This is a genomic window from Pleomorphomonas carboxyditropha, assembly GCF_002770725.1.
Taxonomy (GTDB): domain Bacteria; phylum Pseudomonadota; class Alphaproteobacteria; order Rhizobiales; family Pleomorphomonadaceae; genus Pleomorphomonas; species Pleomorphomonas carboxyditropha.
In genome coordinates, this window is record NZ_NQVN01000019.1 from 57337 (window position 1) to 77106 (window position 19770).

At 66.1% G+C, this 19770-nt stretch carries 16 protein-coding genes; 5 read left to right on the plus strand and 11 right to left on the minus strand.

The features are described 5' to 3' along the window. Positions 1 to 476 precede the first annotated feature (476 nt). On the plus strand, positions 477 to 749 hold the full coding sequence (rpsU, locus tag CJ014_RS21055; RefSeq protein WP_100082466.1) for a 30S ribosomal protein S21: 273 nt from the start codon (positions 477 to 479) through the stop codon (positions 747 to 749). 195 nt (positions 750 to 944) lie between these two features. On the opposite strand, the gene CJ014_RS21060 is transcribed toward rpsU, so the two are convergent. Beyond that, the gene (locus CJ014_RS21060) at positions 945 to 1574 is read right to left on the minus strand and encodes a LysE family translocator (RefSeq protein WP_100082467.1); all 630 of its coding nucleotides are present in this window, start codon (positions 1572 to 1574) and stop codon (positions 945 to 947) included. A 241-nt stretch (positions 1575 to 1815) separates the two neighbouring features. Here CJ014_RS21060 and CJ014_RS21065 point away from each other — a divergent pair, with 241 nt between their 5' ends. Both CJ014_RS21065 and CJ014_RS21070 read left to right on the plus strand, forming a co-directional pair. Then, positions 1816 to 2661: an IclR family transcriptional regulator gene (locus CJ014_RS21065; protein WP_245427512.1), complete on the plus strand. Its 846-nt coding sequence runs from the start codon at positions 1816 to 1818 to the stop codon at positions 2659 to 2661. 234 nt (positions 2662 to 2895) lie between these two features. Continuing rightward, positions 2896 to 4440 (plus strand): Fic family protein, encoded by a 1545-nt coding sequence (locus tag CJ014_RS21070; RefSeq protein ID WP_100082468.1) that lies wholly within the window; start codon positions 2896 to 2898, stop codon positions 4438 to 4440. Positions 4441 to 4494: 54 nt separating this feature from the next. Here the strand turns inward: CJ014_RS21070 and CJ014_RS21075 are convergent, their stop codons facing one another. The 9 genes from CJ014_RS21075 to CJ014_RS21115 all read right to left on the minus strand — a co-directional run bounded on the left by CJ014_RS21075 (position 4495) and on the right by CJ014_RS21115 (position 14246). Then, positions 4495 to 4995, minus strand: a complete 501-nt coding sequence (locus CJ014_RS21075) for a GNAT family N-acetyltransferase (protein ID WP_100082469.1) — start codon at positions 4993 to 4995, stop codon at positions 4495 to 4497. A gap of 3 nt (positions 4996 to 4998) precedes the next feature. Further along, positions 4999 to 5298 (minus strand): type II toxin-antitoxin system TacA family antitoxin, encoded by a 300-nt coding sequence (locus tag CJ014_RS21080; protein ID WP_100082515.1) that lies wholly within the window; start codon positions 5296 to 5298, stop codon positions 4999 to 5001. A gap of 70 nt (positions 5299 to 5368) precedes the next feature. Continuing rightward, positions 5369 to 6136, minus strand: coding sequence for an SDR family oxidoreductase (locus tag CJ014_RS21085; protein WP_100082470.1), 768 nt, complete (start codon positions 6134 to 6136; stop codon positions 5369 to 5371). Between the two features lie 50 nt (positions 6137 to 6186). Beyond that, a complete protein-coding gene (locus CJ014_RS21090) occupies positions 6187 to 7140 on the minus strand; it encodes a 2-hydroxyacid dehydrogenase (RefSeq protein ID WP_100082471.1) in 954 nt (317 codons plus the stop codon). Between the two features lie 208 nt (positions 7141 to 7348). After that, positions 7349 to 8497, minus strand: a complete 1149-nt coding sequence (gene dgoD / locus CJ014_RS21095; protein ID WP_100082472.1) for a galactonate dehydratase — start codon at positions 8495 to 8497, stop codon at positions 7349 to 7351. A 22-nt stretch (positions 8498 to 8519) separates the two neighbouring features. Further along, a complete protein-coding gene (locus tag CJ014_RS21100) occupies positions 8520 to 9167 on the minus strand; it encodes a bifunctional 4-hydroxy-2-oxoglutarate aldolase/2-dehydro-3-deoxy-phosphogluconate aldolase (RefSeq protein WP_100082473.1) in 648 nt (215 codons plus the stop codon). A gap of 123 nt (positions 9168 to 9290) precedes the next feature. Beyond that, on the minus strand, positions 9291 to 10598 hold the full coding sequence (locus CJ014_RS21105; RefSeq protein WP_100082474.1) for an MFS transporter: 1308 nt from the start codon (positions 10596 to 10598) through the stop codon (positions 9291 to 9293). Between the two features lie 31 nt (positions 10599 to 10629). Beyond that, positions 10630 to 11622 carry a 2-dehydro-3-deoxygalactonokinase gene (locus tag CJ014_RS21110; protein ID WP_100082475.1) on the minus strand — a complete coding sequence of 331 codons (993 nt, stop codon included), beginning with the start codon at positions 11620 to 11622 and terminating at the stop codon, positions 10630 to 10632. A gap of 1583 nt (positions 11623 to 13205) precedes the next feature. Continuing rightward, positions 13206 to 14246, minus strand: coding sequence for an AraC family transcriptional regulator (locus tag CJ014_RS21115; RefSeq protein ID WP_165790929.1), 1041 nt, complete (start codon positions 14244 to 14246; stop codon positions 13206 to 13208). 171 nt (positions 14247 to 14417) lie between these two features. Here CJ014_RS21115 and CJ014_RS21120 point away from each other — a divergent pair, with 171 nt between their 5' ends. Then, entirely contained in the window at positions 14418 to 16661 is a 2244-nt protein-coding gene (locus CJ014_RS21120; RefSeq protein WP_100082477.1) for a TonB-dependent siderophore receptor, read from the plus strand. A gap of 55 nt (positions 16662 to 16716) precedes the next feature. On the opposite strand, the gene CJ014_RS21125 is transcribed toward CJ014_RS21120, so the two are convergent. Continuing rightward, entirely contained in the window at positions 16717 to 17574 is an 858-nt protein-coding gene (locus CJ014_RS21125; RefSeq protein ID WP_100082478.1) for an alpha/beta hydrolase, read from the minus strand. Positions 17575 to 19173: 1599 nt separating this feature from the next. Between CJ014_RS21125 and CJ014_RS21130 the strand changes: the two genes are divergently transcribed. Then, positions 19174 to 19761 carry a hypothetical protein gene (locus CJ014_RS21130; protein ID WP_133121898.1) on the plus strand — a complete coding sequence of 196 codons (588 nt, stop codon included), beginning with the start codon at positions 19174 to 19176 and terminating at the stop codon, positions 19759 to 19761. The last annotated feature ends 9 nt before the right edge of the window (positions 19762 to 19770 follow it).

Sequence of the window (19770 nt, forward strand, 5' to 3'; positions counted from 1 at the left end):
GAGGATCGACTCCCTTGGGTATGCGGCCGCACCGGTCGCGGATGGCGATGGATTTGGTCCGATGTCCGCTGGAGATCTCCGTCGGCACGTAGGGCCGCTACTGAAATTCGCCACAATCTCGGAACGAATGACTTGTTTTTCCGACCATCCCAATGACATTTACTTTGGCAGCTTGAGAAAAATTCGGAGACCGGGTGCCGGAAAACGCAACTCCCAGCGAAAACATCGTACCAATATGCGCCCTGCCCAAAATAAAGACAAGGCAATGTGCAAGTTTATTTTCAAGGGGTAGCGTTTTGACGTGAAAGAGCCTAAAAGAATGGGGTGACGCTGCTCAGAGGGCGTGAACTGGGAGCCCTCTGCCTGTTCCTGAAGTGCCCATCACCCGCGTTGCGACCGGCCGGCACTTGCAGACGGAACCAGCCGATCGCCACCCGGCCAGTGGCGCCTTGCTCTCCCAATGGATCGGAAAATCAGTGCAGGTTCTCGTTCGAGACAACAACATCGATCAGGCTCTTCGTGTCCTCAAGAAAAAGATGCAGCGGGAAGGCATTCTCCGCGAGCTGAAGGCGCATCGCGCCTATGAAAAGCCGTCGGAAAAGCGCAAGCGCCAGCAGGCCGACGCCATCAGACGCTCGCGCAAGCTCGCCCGCAAGAAGGCGCAGCGCGATGGCCTGCTGCCGATGCCGAAACCGAAGGAACGCCCGGCAAGGCCGGCGCTCGCCGCACGGCCGGCTCCGGCCGAATGACGATTTGCCCCTTGAATTGCCGGCGACGTCACCTATCTGTCGTACTGTGAGTTTAAACACACGGATAACGCTTCTGGTCTTTGACCACGGATGTACTGGCACTGATCATAGAGGCGTTGGAGAGAAGGTCGGGTTCGTCCCGGCCTTTTTGCTATTTGCAGCGTGCCGACGCTGCCGATCGTTTTGTCGCGGTGCCTATAGCGCGTTGAAGCCGCGCAGCAGCGTATAGCCGGCGATCGCCACCAGCAGCAGCCCGGCCACCCGCCCCACCCGGATCGTCAGGGCGGGATTGGCGACGAGGGCGTCGCGGCCGCGCGCCGCCGCCACCGCCAGCGCGCCATAGACGGCGAACTGCACCGATACGGTCATCGTGCCCATCACCAGCGCCTGCGGCCCCAGCGGGCCGTAGGCCGGCGTCATGAACTGCGGGTATACGGCGAGGATGAACAGCCAGGCCTTGGGATTGAGCAGGCAGGTGACGATCCCCTGGACGAGCACGCCCCGCGAGACGGCCGCGCCGCCGACCGTGTCGACGACGATCGAGCTCTTCATCAGCGTGATGCCGATCCACATCATGTAGGCCGAGCCGATCATCAGCATCGGGCCGTAGACGGCCGGCATCAGGCGGCTGAGGCCCGCCACCGCGACGGTGCCGAACAACGTGTGGCACGCCCCGCCGACCATCAGGCCCAGCGTCGCCGCCAGCCCGGCAGCCCGCCCGCGCGTCAGCGCGTTGGCCAGCACGAACATCATGTCCATGCCGGGCACCACGATGATGCCGGTCAACAGCAGGAAGAAAAGCCAGAGGTTTTCGCCATAGGTCATGTCGGTTGCCGGCCGTCGCGCTTGCCCGGCAAAGCCGCCGGAATTCGGAGTGTCGCGCACAGCTATTAGGGAACCGGCCGGCCGGGATCTGTCAGTTGCGGCGGCAGCCAGGGGCTTTCGCGCTAACCCGTTGTTTTCCCGCGCCCGCCCTGTCCAAAAACTCTCGCACCTTTCCGGGCCGATGCTATACAAGACGATGCCTGCCGAAGCCCCGGCAGCCATTCCGGACGGAGAAGTGTTCGTGTCGCGCCAGCCCGCCAAGCCCGGCCCCCTCGAGATCGACGACGCGGAGGAAGCCGGCCGCAAGTCACCGAGCGGCGTGCAGACGCTGCTGCGCGGCCTGACGCTGCTCGAGCTGGTCGGCCACGGCGTGCACGACGTGAAGGGCCTCTCCGAACGGCTCGGCGTGCCGCGCAGCACGCTGCACCGGGTGCTGAGCAATCTCGTCGCCGAGGGCTATCTCCATCACGTGCCCTACCAGGGCTATACGCTCGGCTACAAGCTGATCTACCTCGGCACCCGCGCCCGCGAGCAGCGGCCGCTCACCCAATTGGCCCGGCCCTTCCTGGAAAAGCTGGCCGAATTCTGCGGCGACACCGTGCATCTCGGCCAGGGCGAAGGCGCCCAGGTGCTCTACCTCGACAAGCTCTCGGGCGGGCGCGGCCTCGAAATGCGCTCGCGCATCGGCCAGCGCATGCCGCTCGCCTCCACCGGCGTCGGCCGTGCCCTGATGCTCGGCATGCCGGAGGCGCGCTGGCGCGAGCTCTACGACGAGGCGGTGGCGCTCAAGGAGCGCACCGGCGCCGACAAGCCGGACCTGCCGCCCTGGCCGGACTACCTCGCCACCATGCGCGACTACCGGCAACGCGGCTGGGTGATGGATTTCGAGGAAAACGAGGTGGGCATCCACTGCGTCGGCGCGCCGATCTACGACGTCAACGGCGAGGTGATCGCCGCCGTCAGCGTCGCCAGCGCCAACTTCCACATGCCGGAAAAGCGCATGCTGGAACTGGCGCCGGTGGTGGCGGCCACTGCCCGCTCGATCTCCGAGGCCATGGGCGCCGGCGCCGAGCCGGAGAGGCGCTAGTTCGGCTAGCTTGACCGATTTGCAATGGCGGTTGATCTGTCGAACCTTCCGGCAAGAGGCCGTCCCTCGACGATGGTGCTTTGAGGCTGCTGGGAACCAGCTCTATGGGATGAATTGATATTAAAAACCAAAATGATAGCAGTTTAAACTCGCCTTAATGCGTCATAATTGACTTGTTATTGACATGCATTATATACTTGCATTCATACATCACAAAAAACTTGATGCAAAACAATGGCTACCCCGAATGAGAAGCTCGCCGACTCCCTGAGCGTTTTGCAGCGCCTGCAACGCCGGGGGCAGCGCATATTTAAATCCAGCACCTTCAGTCGCGTCCACCGTGAGCGGCTTTTGCAGAACGGCTTTCTGCGCGATGTCATCAAGGGCTGGCTCATGTCGGCCGGACCGCAGGCGCATCCGGGGGACACTACCCCCTGGTACGCGTCCTTTTGGGAGTTTTGCGATCGCTATTGCCATGACCGATTTGGAGAAGATTGGTTCCTGTCGCCTGAACAGTCTCTTTTGCTGCATGCGGAGGCCACGGTCATTCCGTCACAGGTCATCGTCAATAGTCCCAAAGGCACCAACAACAACCTGCCTCTTCCATTTGGCACGTCGATATATGATCTCAAGGTCAGGGAGATGGCGCCACAAGATGATCTGACCGAGAAAAACGGTCTGCAGGTCTATGCGCCGGATGCCGCTCTCGTGAAAGTTCCTGAAGCGTTCTTTCAGCGCGCACCGATTGAAGCACAGATCGTATTGGGTGCGGTGCGCAATGTGTCGGGCATCCTGGGCAGATTGCTCGATGGCGGGCATTCCGTCGTGGCAGGGCGCATTGCCGGGGCGTTCCGACGCGTCGGCCGCACCGATTTTGCCGATGAAATCGTCAAGACGATGAAAAGCGCCGGCTATGATGTGCGGGAAAGCGACCCCTTTGCCCAGCAATCTCATGTGTCGTCCATCGTTGCCGGAGAGGCACGGATTGCCGTTCGCCTCAAAGCCATCTGGGAAAGCCAGCGGGATCGCGTTCTTGAGGTGTTTCCCAGAGCGCCGGGGCTGCCATCGGACAAAAGCGGCTACATGAAGTTCGTGGAGGAAATCTATCAAAGCGACGCCTATCACTCGCTATCGATCGAAGGTTACAGCGTCACGCCGGACCTTATCGATCGCGTACGTCAGGGCAAATGGAATCCCGAGATCGATGAAAAGGACAGGCAAAGCCGCGATGCTCTTGCCGCGCGCGGATATTGGCAAGCCTTTCAGCAGGTGAAGGACTCCGTGGCTGCCATTCTCGATGGCGCGCCTGCCGGGACACTTGTGCGCGAGCGGCACCGGCAGTGGTATCGCGAGATGTTTGGCCCGTCCGTGGTCGCAGGCATCCTGAAAACCGACGCCTTGGCCGGCTATCGCAACCATCCCGTCTATTTGCGTGGATCGTGGCATGTGCCGCCGCGGGCCGAAGCCGTGCCGGATGGCATGGATGCGCTCTTTGATCTGCTTGAGAAAGAGACCGAGCCTGCCGTTCGCGCCGTATTGGGACATTGGCTTGTCGGCTATGTGCATCCTTACCCGGACGGCAACGGCCGTATGGCGCGCTTCCTGATGAACGCAATGCTGGCGTCCGGCGGATATTCCTGGACGGTCGTGCGGGTCGACGATCGCGCCGAGTATCTCGCAGGCCTCGAAAGCGCGAGCGCCGGTATGGATGTCAAGCCTTTTGCCCGGTTTCTTGCCGAGCGGGTCCGGTGGTCGATGGAGAAGGCAGGTCTGGAATAACGCCAATTCGCGCGGCTTGTCTTCTGATCGACTTCTTTATGGCAGCGCGGTCGTTCAAGGCTGCACCGAGACGGCGATATCGGCCATCGATCGGACCAAGAGCAGCGCATCGTCGCGGGAGGGCAGGAAGCCGCGGCGGCGCCAGAAGGCCGCGGCTTCCTGGTCAATGGCATTGACCAGCAGCGCCCGCCCGCCGATCAGGCTCGCCGCCGCCACGCATCGGGTCAATGCATGTTTCAAAAGGCCCGTTCCGATGCCCTGGCCGGCATAGGCGGTGTCCGTCGCCAGTTGGCCGAGGAGCAGGCAGGGGACCGGGTCGGGCGGCTGGCCCGTGCGGATCGAGCGGGGCATGATCGCCGGGATGACGGCGGTCGGCGCCAGGCCATAGTAGCCGACCACCCGGCCACCATCATGGACCACAACGACGGCGGTGAACCCTTTCCGTTGATTGGAAAGGGCGCGCGTCCTGAGCCAGGTATCGAGAGCCGGCTTGCCACAGGCGAAGGCCGAAACGTCGTGTTCGTCGGTCAGCGGTTGGGGCGCGGACAGGGGCACCGGTCAGCGCTCACCACTCCCCGGCGTCTCCCAGGGTGCCGGACGCTTCAGCACCTCGACCATTTCGGGAACCGGGCGGGCCGGCTCCGACAGAGTGTCGACGAAGGCCTGGAAGCCCTCCTGGCTCATGCGGATCGGCAGCGTCTGTAGCACCACGTCCTCGGCCGCCTGCATCGCCGCCTCGCGGACGAAGTCGGTCCGCGACCGGCCGCGCAATCTTGCCGCCCGATCGATGATGGCGAGATCCGCCTCGGGAAGACGCATCGATACCGGATAATCCTTGCGTTCAGTCGCGCCTGACATGGCACCATCCTCGTTTTCGAACATAGGATAGGATATGTAGCGCAAAATGCAATACACGATCGCGACACCCTCACACGCTCGCCGTCAATCCTCCATCCACATAGAGCGTCTGGCCGTTGACGAAGGACGAGGCGGATGAGGCGAGGAAGACGGCGGCGCCGATCAGTTCTTCCGCTTCGCCCCAGCGGCCGGCCGGGGTGCGTTTTTCCAGCCAAGCGGTGAAATCGGCGTCGGCCACCAGCGCCGCGTTGAGGCGGGTGCGGAAATAGCCGGGCGCGATGGCGTTGATCTGCAGGCCGTGGCGCGCCCAGTCGGCGGCCATGCCGCGCGTCAGGTTGCGGATGGCGCCCTTGGTCGCCGTGTAGGGGGCGATGGTCGGCCGGGCCAGTTCGCTCTGCACCGAGCCGATGTTGATGATCTTGCCGGCGCCGCGGGCGATCATGCCGCGCGCCACCGCCTGCGACACGTGGAAGATGCCGGTGACGTTGACGTCGAACAGCGCCTGCCACTTGTCGGCCGGGAAATCCTCCAGCGGCGCCCGGTGCTGGATGCCGGCGTTGTTGATCAGGATGTCGATCGGCGCGACATCCCGCTCGATGGCGGCGACCGCCTCGGCCACCGCCTGGGCGTCGGTGACGTCGAAGACGGCGACATGGGCGCGGTGACCCTCGGCGATCAGGCTTTCGGCCACCGCCTCGGCCGCCGCCCGGTCGGTGCCGTGGATCACCACCGCCGCGCCGTGGGCGGCCAGCCCCCTGGCCATCACCTCGCCGATGCCCCGGCTGGAGCCGGTGACCAGCGCCGTGCGGCCGGTGAGATCGAACAGGGAAAAGTCCATTTGCCGTGGCCTCCAAAAGAAGCGCGGCGCCCGGAGGCGCCGCATCGATTTCAGTAAGGCAGCACCGGCGTCTTCAGCGGCTCGCCGGAAAAATGCGCGGCGACGTTGTCGAACACCAGGTCGCCCATCGCCTTGCGCGTCGCGTGGGTGGCGCTCGCCATGTGCGGCGTCACCACCACGTTGGGCCGGCCTTGCAGGGCGGCGGGCACCACCGGCTCGTGCTCGAACACGTCCAGTCCGGCGCCGGCGATGGTGCCGGCGTCGAGCGCGGCGATCAGCGCCGCCTCGTCCACCACCGTGCCGCGCGCGATGTTGATCAGGATGCCCTCCGGGCCGAGCGCCTTCAGCACCTCGGCATTGACGAGGCCGCGCGTCTTGTCGCCGCCGTTGACGCACATGACCAGGAAGTCCACCCCGGCGGCCAGCGTCGCGAGGTCGGCGACGAAGGCGTGCGGACAGCCGGCCACCGGCTGCCGGTCGGTGTAGCTGATCGCCATGTCGAAGCCGGCGGCGCGGCGGGCGATCGCCTGGCCGATGCGGCCCATGCCGGCGATGCCGATCCTGCCGCCCGACACCTTCTTGGTCCAGGTGAAGCCGCCGTTGGCCCAGTCGCCGCGCTCGACGAAGCGCTGCGCCTCGACGATCCGCCGCGAGGTGGCGAGCAAGAGGCCCATGGCGAGGTCGGCGACGTCGTCGGTCAAGACGCCCGGCGTGTTGGTGACGGCGATGCCGCGCGCGTTGGCGGCGGCGACGTCGATGCCGTCGTAGCCGACGCCGAAGTCGGCGATCAGCTCCAGCTTCGGAAAGCGGGCTATGAACTCGGCGGTGACCACCGATTCGCCGTTGACGGCCAGCACGCGGGCATTGGCGGCCGCCGCCGCCCGCTCGGCCTCGCTCAGCGTGTCCCACTCGACCATCGAGCAGGTCTCATCGAGGCGCTTCACCAGCGCCGGCGGCAGAAAGGCGGCCTTGACGACCGTCGCCTTGGTCTTGTCAAACGTCATGATTTCTCTCGTTTCTTTCCGAGCCTGCACGAAAACTCGCTGGGGTGCGGCAGATGGCGACGAATTCGAGAACCGGAGCGGAGCGGGCTTCGAGCAACTCCAGCAAAAGTGCCTTGCGGTTTTGCGTCCGGAGTTGCGTCTTAGAAAAACAGCCCGTGAGCACCGGAAGCGCAGAGTTCTAAGCCAGGTGCCCGCCCCAGTAGAGTTTTCACCATTCGGCCACGGCGCCGTCGGGGAGCCGCCATACCGGATTGCGCCAGTCGAGCGCCGTCTTCGAGCGCTCGATCACCAGCTCCTCGTCGACCTCGACGCCGAGGCCGGGCCGCGTCGTCGGATGGAACCAGCCGCCCTCGATGCGGAAGTCGTCCTTGTTGGCGACGTAGTCGAACAGCTCGGCGCCCTGATTGTAGTGGATGCCCATGCTCTGCTCCTGGAACACGGCGTTGTGCGACACGAAGTCGACGGCGAGGCAGGAGGCGAGCGCCAGCGGCCCCAGCGGGCAGTGCGGGGCGAGCGCCACGTCGTAGGCCTCGGCCATGGCGGCGATGCGGAAGCACTCGGAGATGCCGCCGGCATGGCTGAGATCGGGCTGCAGGATGGAGATGCCGCCGCCTTCCAGCACCCGCTTGAAGTCGAAGCGCGAGAACATCCGCTCGCCGGCGGCGATGGGAATATGCGTCTGGGCGGCGAGGCGCGGATAGTATTCGGCCTGCTCGGCCAGCACCGGCTCCTCGATGAACAGCGGCCGGAACGGCTCCAGCTCGTGGATCAGCACCCGGGCCATCGGCGCGGCGACGCGGCCGTGGAAATCGAGGCCGAACTCGATGGAATTGCCGAAGGCCGCGCGGATCTCGGCCACCACGGCGACGGCGGCGTCGATCTTCACCGAGCTGTCGATGATGCCCAGCTCCTCGCAGCCGTTGAGCTTGAAGGTGTCGAAGCCGATCGCCTGCAATTTGCGGATGCCGGCGATCACGTCGGCCGGCCGGTCGCCGCCCACCCAGGAATAGGCCTTGACGCGGTCGCGGACGAGGCCGCCCAGGAGCTCGTGCACCGGCGCGCCCAGCACCTTGCCCTTGATGTCCCACAGCGCCTGGTCGATGCCGGCGATGGCGCTCATCAGGATCGGGCCGCCGCGGTAGAAGCCGGCGCGGTAGAGCACCTGCCAGATGTCGTTGATGCGGGCCGGGTCCTTGCCGACCACGTATTCGCTGAGCTCGTGAACGGCCGCCTCGACGCTGCGGGCGCGGCCCTCGATGACCGGCTCGCCCCAGCCGGTGACGCCCTCGTCGGTCTCGACCTTCAGGAACATCCAGCGCGGCGGCAGGCGATAGGTGGTGAGCTTGGTGATCTTCATGGCGGATAGCCTCGGTTGGAATTCAGGCGGCGCGGCCGGCGGCGAAGGCGGCGACGAAGCGGCGGGCCTCCTCGGTCAGCTCGGCCCAGCGGCCGGCGGCGATCAGGTCGCGGCGCACGAGGTTGCTGCCGACGCCGGCCGCGAAGGCGCCGGCCTTGGCGAAGGCTTCGAGGTTGTCGAGGCCGACGCCGCCCACCGGGATCAGCGCCGCCTCGCCGAACGGGCCGCGCAGGTCCTTGATGTAGCCGGGGCCGAGGCTGCCGGCCGGGAACAGCTTCAGGAGGTCGCAGCCGAGCCGGTGCGCCTTCACCACCTCGGTCGGCGTGGTCACCGAGGGGATCATCAGCCGCTGCCGCTCGTGGACGGCGGCGATCACCTCCGGCTCGAAATTGGGGGCCAGCACGAAGTCGGCGCCGGCATCGAGCGCCAGCGTCGCCGACACCGGATTGACGACCGTGCCGGCGCCGATCCGCATGCGGTCGCCGAGCGCCGCCTTGAGGGCGCGGATGCCATCGTAGACCGACGGGCTGTTGCAGGTGATCTCGAACACCCTGACGCCGCCCGCCAGCAGCGCCTCGGCCGCCGGCACCACGTCGGCCGGCGCCAGGCCGCGGGCGATGGCGATGATGCCGCTCTCACGGATGGCGGCGGTAACCTCGTGCTTCAGCATTGGATCGACCTTTCGAATGGGAGGGGCACCCCTCGCCTGCCGGCCCGGTCCGGGTGGCGGCGGCGGGGTGCCCGTAGGGCGGCGCCGGGCGGGAGGAAGCCGGCGCCGCGTGTCGCGTGGGGCTCAGGCCGCGGCCTCCGGCTCGATCGGCGTGCGGACAATGAACCAGTAGCAGATGGCCGAGCAGGCGGCGATGAAACCGCCGCTGACGAAGGCCATGGCGTAGGAGCCGGTGGCGTCGGCGATCATGCCGGTGACCAGCGGCGACAGCGACCCGGCGAAATAGCCGCCGAAGTTCTGGATGCCGCCGACCGAGCCGACCATCGAGCTCGGCGCCACGTCGCCGGGCAGCGCCCAACCGTTGGCCGACACCGACGACAGCATGCCCATGCCGATGAACAGCAGCACCAGCGTTTCGCCGAGGCCGGTGAAGAATGGCGCGATCATCAGCGCGGCGCCGCCGAGCAGGGCGGAGACCGAGATGGTGGCCCGCTTGGCGTTGAGCGGCGTGGCGATGCCCTTGTCGACCAGGAGCTTGGAGATGTAGCCGCCGAGGAAGGCGCCGATGATGCCGCCGAAGAACGGCACCGAGGCGAGGAAGCCCATCGACTTCATGTCGAGGTTCTGCGTCTTCAAAAGATAGAGCGGCACGAAGTAGGTGAGGATGTTGAACATCCAGATGTAGCAGAACCAGCCGAGGATCATGCCCCACACGGCACGGTAGCGGAACAGGTCGCGCCAGCGGATCGAGTTCTTGCCGCTGCCGATCGACTCGGCGGTGCCGCCGCCGTCGGCCTTGATGTATTCGAGCTCGGTGCCCGACAGCCAGCGGGTCTTTTCCGGCTGGTGATAGACGAGGATCAGCAGGAAGCCGAACAGGATGCCGAAGCCGCCGGCGATGTAGAACAGCTCGCGCCAGCCGAAGGTGACCATCAGGAACACCAGCAGCGGCGGCGCCAGCGCCGGACCCCACTTGGAGGCGGCGTCCCAGATGCCGGTGGCCAGCGCCCGTTCCTTCTTGGGGAACCAGGCGGCGGTGATCTTGGCGGCGCTCGGCCAGCAGGGCGCCTCGGTGACGCCGAGCACGCCGCGGGCGGCGATCAGCCCGAGCTTGGACGAGCAGGCGCCGGTCAGCGCCGTGGCGCCGCTCCACAGGATGATCGCCAGCGTGTAGACGCGCTTGGCGCCGATCTTGTCGATCAGCCAGCCGGCGGGCAACTGGAAGATGGCGTAGATCAGCGAGAATACCGTGCCCAGAAGGCCGATGTCGGCGTTGGTGAGCTGCAGCTCCTTCATCATCTCCGGCGCCGCCACCGACAGGGCGGTGCGGTCGATGAAGTTGACCATGCCGCCCAGCAGCAGGATCAGCACGATGATCCATCTGCGGCTGCCGACGCGTCTGGTCGGCTGCGCAGCTTCGTACGTAGTCATTGTCTCGTCCCTTTGCTTCTTCTGTGAGTCCTCAGATGAGTTTGCGCGCGCGGGCGATCTCCATGGCGCCCAGCGCCGAAACCGAATGGATGCCGTCCGGCACCGTCTCGACCGGGCCGGTGAAATGCCGGTCGGCGGTGAACAGCGCCACCAGCGCGTCGCGCAGGCCGGCCTTGCCGGCGACGATGATGCGGCTCTCCGCCGTGCCCTTCAGCGACGCGCCGCTCTTGAGCGCGGCGAGGTCGCCGGCCAGCACGGCACCCAGCAGGAAGCTGGCCCGGCCGTTGCGGTCGAGGTCGCCGAACAGGTCGAGGAGGCGCACCAGGAAGGCGGAGCGGGCGACGCCGAGTTTCGCGCCCATCGCCGCGCCCTTCAGGAGCGCCTCGGGCTCGACCTCGTCGGCGAAGCCGTGGTCGACCGAGCCGGCGATCAGCGTGTGGCGGGAGATGGCGTCGAGCAGCTCGCCGGAAATGGTGGTCATCGAGCCGGTGATGCGGCCGGCCGCGTCGATGCCGACGAACTTGGCGTGCGAGCCGGGCAGCGCCAGCACCGCCGGCCCGCCGATGCCGAGGGCGGACAGCACGCCCATCGCCTCGGTCTCCTCGCCGCGCATGATGTCCATGGCGTCGCAGTCGTCGAGGCCGACGCCGCCGCCGTGGCTCTTGACGCCGGGGATCAGCCAGATCGGCCGGTCGCAGACGCCCGGCAGCTCCACTGCCTGCATGCCGGCCGCCAGTTCGGCCTTGCCGGCCGGCGCGGCGAGATGCGGGATCTCGCGCAGGCCGGCGTTGGAGGTGATCATGCCCGAGGCGAGATAGAGCCGGTCTTCGCCGGGCGCCACGTCGGCGCCGGCGATCGCCTCGGCCAGCGCCTCGCCGACGGCGGCCTTCAGCTTGTCGGTGCTGCCGGTGATCGCCGTATCGCGCACGCCGACCGGCCGGCCGGCCTCGGCGACCGGGGCGCCGTCGCGCCAGGCGACGACACGCGTGTTGGTGGTGCCGGTATCCAGGGTGGCAATCAACATCAGCGCTCTCTCCAGTGTTTCGCCTCGAAGACGAAACCGCATCCGAAATCCCAAGACGAGACGCAAGGGCGGTCGCATCTTTTGTCTCAAATAATGAGACTTATGTCTTGCATTGAGATAGCTCCGCGTCGCCAAAGTGTCAAATTATAAAATGATAGTCCATATATTGGGATATATATCAGGAATTGCAGGCGGCGGAAACCATGCTCGCCGCCATCGGGGATAACGAGACGAACATCCGTCAATGGATTGATATGGAACGGTATTTTCCGTTACCCGTCCGAGCGTTGGCATGGAGCCCTAAATCAACGGTAGCGCCCGGCCGCCAAAGAGCCGCCTGTACGCCCGAATCCGGATGGCCCGCAAACCCGCCGATCGGCCGCCGCAATCGCCCCTTGGGCAGCCTGCGGCGCCCTGCCCCGCAATCGGCGAGTCCGCCCTCGCGGAGCCCTATATCCACCCCGAGCCCTTTCCGGCCCGAGGCCCTGCGCCTTCGTGGAGGATGACAATCCATGGGGAGGGGGCAAGGATGGAGGGTGATGCGCTATCCTGCTGTTTCCTATATATAATTCTGTCATCCTACGCGCAGGCGTAGGACCTCGGGCCGAAAAGGGCGCCAAGGCAAATATCGGGCACCGACCTACATGAAACCGATCGGGCGCCACGACACCATCCCGAAGCGCGGTTGATATCGGGCCACCCCTCTCCCTGATCCCTCTCCCACAAGGGGCGAGGGGACGGTGGGGGGTGCCGACCCATTTTTCGGGGCAAGTCGAGCTTTCCAGGAATGGGTAGGCCCAAACCGCGTCCCCTCGCCCCTTGTGGGAGAGGGACCAGGGAGAGGGGTGTCCTGAAACTCGACGATGCAAGGCAGCGCTCCGGTTCGGTTGGAGACCTATATCCGCCGCTCGCCCCTTCCTGCCCGAGGTCCTACGCCTTCGCGTAGGATGACAGATTTATATAGAGGAAACAGTCGGATAGCGCATCGCCCTCCATCCTTGCTCCCTCCCATAAACAGCCGGATAGCGCGTCGCCCTCCATCCTTGCCCTCTCCCCATAAATAGCCGGATAGCGCGTCGCCCTCCATCCTTGCCTCCCCTTCCCATAGAGTGTCATCCTACGCGAAGGCGTAGGACCTCGGGACGAGAAGGTGAGGAGGGGCGTATCAGGCGCCCCGGCGTTGCCGGAGCGCTATATCGGCCGATTGCTCCATCCTGCCCGAGGTCCTCGCCTAAGCGAGGATGACAGCTTTATATTGGGGAACTTTATATGTGGGGAACAAAGGGATAGGCCGGCACGCTGGCGCCCCGGGGCAAAATCCCGGATACGCTGGCGCAGTCCCTGTCACGCCGTCATCGCCGCGCGCATCGCCCCCATAAATTGTCATCCTCCGCGAAGGCGAGGACCTCGGGACGAGAAGGGGATGGGGGATGTATCAGGCGCCCCAGCGTTGCTGGAGCCGCTATATCGGCGTTGAGCTTTGTTCTGCCCGAGGTCCTCGCCTGCGCGAGGATGACAGGAAATTATATATAGGAAACAGAGTTTTAGCTCGCGCATGAGCACCGCAAGCGCAGAAGCGCAAGCTACACGCCCGCCTCGGTGGAATGTCCGGTCAAGCTCCCCGGGCGCCGCAGCTGCGACGGCGGGTGGCCGAAGCGGCGGCGGAAGGCGGCGGTGAAGTTGGAGAGGTGCGTGTAGCCGGCGGCGAAGGCGATGTCGGAGATCGAGCGGTCGGAGAACATCAGCGCCTGCCGGGCGTCGTCGAGATACTTGTTGCGGATGAATTCGGCCAGCGAGCAGTTGTGCGCCTTGCGCACCAGCCGCTGCAAGGTGGCCGGGCTGGTGGCCAGCTCGCCGACGATGTCGGTGACGCACAATTCGCAGCCGGGCCGCCGGTCGATGCACTTGACCAGTGCGTAGAGGCGCTGCTGCTCGGTGGCCGTCAGGTTGCCCGACGAGGCCACCGCGTCGGCCCCCGACCCGAAGGTGTCGCTCAGCGCCTCGGCGATGATGGCCAGCGTGTTGCTTTCGAGCTGCATGGTGGCGAACGGCGGCTTGCGGGCGGCGATGTCGAACATCTGCCGGATCAGGAATTCGGCGCGGGCGCTCGGCTGCCAGCGCCACAGGCCCGGCCGGCCCTCGATGAGCGCCTTGAAGCCCTGCGGCGTGTCGGCGAAGCCCTGCCAGCGCCGGAGCCAGTCGCGCGGCAGGCCGATCACCATCTTGTCGAGATACTGCCCCTTGCGCGCCTTGCGGCGCAGCCGGGCGCCCTGCGGATGCGATACCACGATGGCCGACGGCTGCCAGCGGCCCTGCGCAGTGCGGCGCGGCATGGGAATCGGCTCGCCGTCGATCGACGCCTCGACGTGCCCTTCCAGGAAGATCTTGATCGACACCTCTTCCTTGAGCGCCACTTCCATCTCGAGGTCGCTGATCTGCATGCGCCGGCCGAAATTGGCGTAGACGCCGCAATCCATGCGCACCGCGCCCACCAGACCGCAGGCGACCACCTCGTCGCCCTGCCGGCCGCCGTCCAAGAGGCGCACGCCCTTGGTGCGCAAGGCCCGCCGGGTCAGCACCTGGTTGCCGTCGGCGCGGGACGATGGGACCGGCACTGCGCTCACGTGAGCCTCCTGCATAAATTTCTGACCGGTTAACGACAGCGGGCGCCGTCCGGACCACGTATAGGAATAGGGCGATCTCACAGTCAAGATTTGCTGCGGCAAACTGGTCCCCCGGCGCGGCGGGCCGGCCGGGGCGTGCGGCGGAGGGCTCCGCCGCGTTGGGGGTATACGATGGGTGATGTGAACAGGGGTATTTTCCTGATCGGCGGCGCCGGTCTCGCGCGGGTCCTGCTGGCGACGACCATGCTGGCCGGAACGGTGTCGGCCCTCAGGGCCCAGGAGCAACAGACCGAGCGGCAGACCGAGCAGCAGACCACCGCCACGACCGACCAGGCCACAGCCGACGACGGCACCGAGCTCGAGCCGATCGTCGTCGAGGGGGCGACCTACGAGACCGAGGGCAGCGGCAGCTACACCTCGAAGCTGGTCAGCGTCGGCGACAAGGACACCCGCCCGCAGCGCGAGGTGCCGCAGTCCACCACCGTGGTGACGCGCAAGCGCCTCGACGACGGCAACTTCACCTCGCTCGACACCGTGCTGCGCAAGACGCCGGGCGTCGTGGTGCTGACCAACGACGACGGCCGCTCCAGCCTCTATTCGCGCGGCTTCGAATACGACTATCTCTATCTCAACGGCCTGCCGACGCCGGTCTCCAGCATCTACGGCACGCAGCCCGATATGGTGACCGTCGACCACATCGAGATCCTGCGCGGCCCGGCCGGCCTGTTCGGCGGCGCCTCCGAGCCGAGCGGCGCCATCAACATGCGCCTGAAGCAGGCGTCCGACCAGTACAAGACGCAGGTCAACACCATCTTCGATTCGTGGAACGGCAAGCGCGTCGAGGGCGACATCACCGGCCCGCTGAACGAGTCGGGCAGCGTGCGCGGCCGCCTGATCGGCGCGCTGCAGTCCAAGGACAGCTGGACCGACACCGTCGACAACAAGGTGGGCGTCGCCTACGGCACCATCGCGGCCGACGTGACGGACAACACCACCGCCACGCTGACCATCAACCACCGCTCGCGCGACATCACGCCGTTCAACGGCCTGCCGACGCTGTCCGACGGCACCTTGCTCGACCTGGACACGTCGACCTACACCGGCGCCACGTGGAACAAATTCGAAAACAACGTCACCGACTATATCGCCGAAATCGAGCACCGCTTCGACGACGGCGGCCACGCCAAGCTATCGGCGCTCTATTCGCATGTCGACGTCGATTTCCTCTACGCTTACGCCGCGGGTGCGGTCGATTCCGCCGGCAACGTGATCGTGCGCAATTCCAGCGGTACCATCGTCGAAACGGATACCCGCTGGCTGGCCCGCGACTATACGCAGGATTCGGTGTCGCTCGACGCCCACGTCAGCAAGCCGTTCGAGCTGTTCGGCCTGGAAAACAACATCATCGCCGGCGCCGACTTCCGCACCACCGACAGCACGCTCTACACCGCCACCGGCACCATCGCCGGCAGCCAGAATATCTACAACTGGAACGAGAACGTCGCCAAGCCGACGGTCACCTACGGCAACCCCACCGACACCGACCTGACGCAGTGGGGCCTCTATGGCCAGTTGCGCGTCAAGCCGATCGATCCGCTGACGCTGATCGGCGGCGGCCGCTTCTCCTGGTACGAGACCTCCTCCACGACGGGCAGCACCCGCAGTTCGTCGAGCGAGAAGGGCGAGTTCACGCCCTATGCCGGCATCGTCTACGACCTGACCGACAGCATCTCCGCCTATGGCAGCTACACCGAGGTCTTCCAGCCGCAGACGCAGACCGATTCCTCCGACAACCTGCTCGATCCGCGTACCGGCCAGCAGTTCGAGGTCGGCCTCAAGGCTGAGCTTCTGGATGGCGTCAACGCCTCGCTGGCCCTGTTCGACCTGACGGACGAGAACCGGGCGGTCACCGACCCCAACGACACGACGTCCTATCTGGCGCTCGGCAAGGCGCATCTCAGGGGCGTCGAGGCCGAGCTGAGCGGCCAGCTGATGCCGAACTGGGACGTGGGGCTCGGCTACACCTATACCGACACCGAGTACAAGAATACCAAGCGGGCGGCCGGCTCGGAGTTCTACACGCCCGAGCACATGCTCCAGCTCTGGACGAAGTACACCTTCGACGGTCGCGGCGACTGGATCGACGGCCTGTTCGTCGGCGGCGGCCTGAAAGTGTTCAGCTCGTTCAAGAACATTTCCCGCACGGCGGCCGGCGGCGCCACCACCATCGAGGCGCCGAGCTACGCCGTGGTCGACCTGCAGGCCGGCTACAAGTTCAGCGAAAACGTCACGGCCACGCTGACGGTCAACAACGTCTTCGACGAGACGTATTACGAGCGCGTCGGCGGCACGTCGGTGTTCAACTTCTACGGCGAGCCGCGCAGCGTCTCCTTCAAGCTCGCCACGACATTCTGAAAAACCGACGGGATTGGCAGACAATCGGGGCGGCCTGCGGGTCGCCCCTTTTGCTTTACCGCGCCTCGAAGGCCAGCCGCTGGGCGCGGCGGGCGCCGTGCAGCAGCATGTCGAAATGGTCGTGGTCGGCGGCGACGACCAGCTCCGTCCTCACCGCCGGGTTGGCGGCGGCGATCAGCACGGCCGCCTCGGTGACGGCGTCGACCATGGCGCGCCGGTCGAGGTGGAGCTGCCGCGCCTCGCCCGGGAAACGCGACGGATATTGCTCGTCGCGGCCGACCGTCAGCACCAGCCGCTCGCCGGCCACCAGCGGCGGTGCCGCCCGCATCCGGCGCAGCAGCAGGCAATCGCTGAACCACAGCGACGGGCTGGCCGCCCAGTAGCGCTGGAAAGCGCCGGGCTGGCCGAGCGCGGCGTGAACGGCGAACAGGCCGCCGTAGGAAAAGCCGAACAGCGTCTGCCGGCCGGGGTCGAGCGGCAGCCGCCCGGCGATCGCCTCGCGCAGTTCCTCGGCGAGGAAGCGCAGGAAACCGGCCGCGCCGCCGAACGCCGGCGAGACGGCATCGCCGGTGGCGCCGTCCGGCGTCGGCGTGTAGTTGCGCGCCCGCGCGTCGACGTCGAACGGCGCGCCGCCGGGAAAGCCCACCGCCACGACGACGCCCGGATCCTGGCAGGCGCCGTCCCGGCCGGCCGGCGACAGGTTGGCGATCGAATGGCTGGAGTGGCCGTACACCAGCGGAAAGCTGGCGTCGCCGTCGAGCATCCAGAGGGCCGGATAGCCATTAGCCGGCGGCGGTTCCGAGGGGATGCGGACGAGGATGCGATAGGTCTCGCCCGTATGCGCCGACGCCATCTCGAAGCTCCTGGCACCGGCAAGGCAGACCTCGCTCCATCCGTCGGTTCGCAGCGTCATGGCCAGTGTTCACCGTGTTGGGGAAAGGAGACCTCACCGGCTCGGATATAGCGAACGCCCCCGCCACGCAACGCCTGAGTTGAGTGGGAGAGTTGCGTAGGCGAGGTGAGCCGCAAACCCGACGGCCAGGCAGCGCTTCGGTTCGATCGGAGACCTATATCCGCCGCCCGTTCTTTCCTGCCCGAGGTCCCCGCCTGCGCGTAGGATGACAGATTTATATATAGGAAACAGCCGGATAGCGCGTCGCCCTCCATCCTTGCCTCCCCTCCCCATAGAGTGTCATCCTACGCGCAGGCGTAGGACCTCGGGCCGAATGAGGCGCCAAGGCAAATATCGGGCACCGATCCGAAGGAAACCGATCGAGCGCCACGACACCATCCCGAAGCATCCTCGATATCTGGCCCACCCCTCTCCCTGTTCCCTCTCCCACAAGGGGCGAGGGGACGATGGGAGTTGCCTACCCATTTTTCGGGGCAAGCCGAGCCTTCCAGTGAGGGGTAGACCCAAGCTGCGTCCCCTCGCCCCTTGTGGGAGAGGGACCAGGGAGAGGGGTGTCCTGAAACTCGACGATGCAAGGCAGCGCTCCGGCTTGGTTGGAGACCTATATCCGCCGCTCACCCCTTCCTGCCCGAGGTCCCCGCCTGCGCGGGGATGACAACTTGATAGATGCCCGCGTAGGCGGGGAACGACAACTTGATGGATGCCCGCGCGAGCCGCTACGGCTCTGTTTCCTCTATATAAATCTGTCATCCCCGCGAAGGCGGGGACCTCGGGCCGAAAAGGGTGCCATGGCGACTATCGGGCACCGACCCAAATGAAACCGCTCGAGCGCCACGACACCATCCCGAAGCATCCTCGATATCTGGCCCACCCCTCTCCCTGTTCCCTCTCCCACAAGGGGCGAGGGGACGATGGGAGTTGCCGACCCATTTTTCGGGCAAGCCGAGCCTTCCAGGAATGGGTAGACCAAAACCGCGTCCCCTCGCCCCTTGTGGGAGAGGGACCAGGGAGAGGGGTAAGTCACAAGCTCGACGATGCCAGGCAGCGCTCCGGTTCGATCGGAGACCTATATTGGCCACTCGCCCCTTCCTGCCTGAGGTCCTACGCCTTCGCGTAGGATGACAGATTTATATATAGGAAACAGCCGGATAGCGCATCGCCCTCCATCCTTGCCCCCTCCCCATAGGGTGTCATCCTACGCGAAGGCGTAGGACCTCAGGCCGAATGGGGCGCCAAGGCGAATATCGGGCACCGACCCAAATGAAACCGATCGAGCGCCACGACACCATCCCGAAGCGCGGTCGATATCCGGCCACTCCTCTCCCCGGTCCCCCTCCCCCCTGCGGCGGAAACGTAACTTCAAATATTGCCGCACTTTCGCCAATCCGCCCGAAAGAAAACGCCATGAACCCGTGTGAGACAGGGGGCATCGGACGTTTTTTGACAGCCTGCCGCCGAAACTCGCGGGTGTCGGGCAGATGGCGAGAAGCACGAGAACCGGAGCGGAGCGGGCTTGAGGCCCGTGAGCACCGGAAGCGCGGAAGTCGAAGCCAGATGCCCGCCCGGTAGAATTTCGGGTCGGGCGCCGAGGGATGCAAGATGTTCCACACAGGTCAGTTGCCGCTTTCCACGTCCAGGGCGATCTTCTGGAAATGGGCTCTGGTGATCGGTCTCGGCGCCGCCTGCGCCGGCGGCGCCATCATCGTCGACGCCAGCCTCGCCGTGCCGCCGCCGATCGCCACGCCCCCCGAGGCCGCCGCCATCACCCCTCCGGTCGAGGCGACCGGCACGGCGAGCGTCGGCGGCACCTCGCTGACCACCGCCTCGCTCGAGCTGCCGGCCGCCGTCGAGACGCCGCCGCCGGCGACGGCGCTGCCGCCGGAAAAGCCCGGGAAAGCCGTCGCCAAGCCGCAGGCGCCGTCGGCCAAGGCCGCCTTCGAGACCTGCCTGCCCGCCTGCGAAACCCGCGATCCGCAGGTGGTGGGCATGGAGCAGCCGGCGCCGGTGCCGCCGCCGCCCGCGCTCGAATCCTTCGACGTGGCGCCGCCACCGCCGCCGCGCAAGGACGTGGTCGATCTCGCCCTCGACGGCGGCAAGCATCTTCTCCATCGGGTGGAGGGCGCCTCGCACGCCGTCGTTCACGGCACGAGACGGGCGCTCGACGCGGCGGTGGACCTGGTGTGGTGAGCCTCTCTC